This window comes from Acinetobacter sp. WCHAc060006 (assembly GCF_004209135.1).
GTDB lineage: Bacteria > Pseudomonadota > Gammaproteobacteria > Pseudomonadales > Moraxellaceae > Acinetobacter > Acinetobacter cumulans.
In genome coordinates this window covers 1-669 of sequence record NZ_SGSS01000101.1, presented here as the reverse complement: position 1 = coordinate 669, position 669 = coordinate 1, and the positions used below count along the sequence as shown (strand labels likewise).

The window sequence follows — 669 nt, the reverse complement described above, 5'->3', positions numbered from 1 at the left end:
CTTCATTCTGCTGCAGTCTAGCCAGTTTATTGAAAATACTGTAGTTGATCTTCCGTCCTTCGTGCATGATGGCCACAGTACCATCTGGATACTCTAAAAATGTTATGTATTGCCCAACAAGTTTGTGGTTCAGTGGTGTTGGCTCAAGCATATAAATACACTTGTCATACGTGATAGTCAGATTCTTCGTGACCTTACGCGGTTCCTGCCAGGTAAAAATATCCTCTAGCTCAGCATCAGATTCCGTTAAAGGTCGATGCAAGTTCTTCGAGTTTCTCGCACACTTGGCAAACTTCTGATTGAACTGCTCAATGAAGCAGGGCAGCCAAGCATTGGCCTCGGTAATTGAGCAGATGCCTTCCAAACGCATTTCCTTGATCAGGCGATCCTGCAGAGTTCTGTTGGCGCGTTCCACACGTCCTTTGGCCTGTGGTGAGTTGGCAAAGATAATATCGATGTTTAATTCGTTGAGAATCCTGCCAAATTGCGTGATCTGGCTGTCTTGCTTGGATTTCTGATTGACTCGAAATACTGAGTGTTTATCGCTATAAAAGGCCAAAGGCTTGCCGTATTGCTCAATGTAGGCTCGGGTTGAAAGCATATAATCAAAGGTCGTTTCGGCCTCACAAAAGCGCAGATGCAACAGCTTTCCAGTGGCATCATCAATAT

Annotated in this window: 1 protein-coding gene; it reads right to left on the bottom strand. The window is 44.8% G+C overall.

Annotated elements, in window-relative coordinates:
* A partial coding sequence (locus EXE29_RS17370) for an ISNCY family transposase (RefSeq protein ID WP_120365125.1) occupies nucleotides 1–669 on the bottom strand: 669 nt, incomplete at both ends.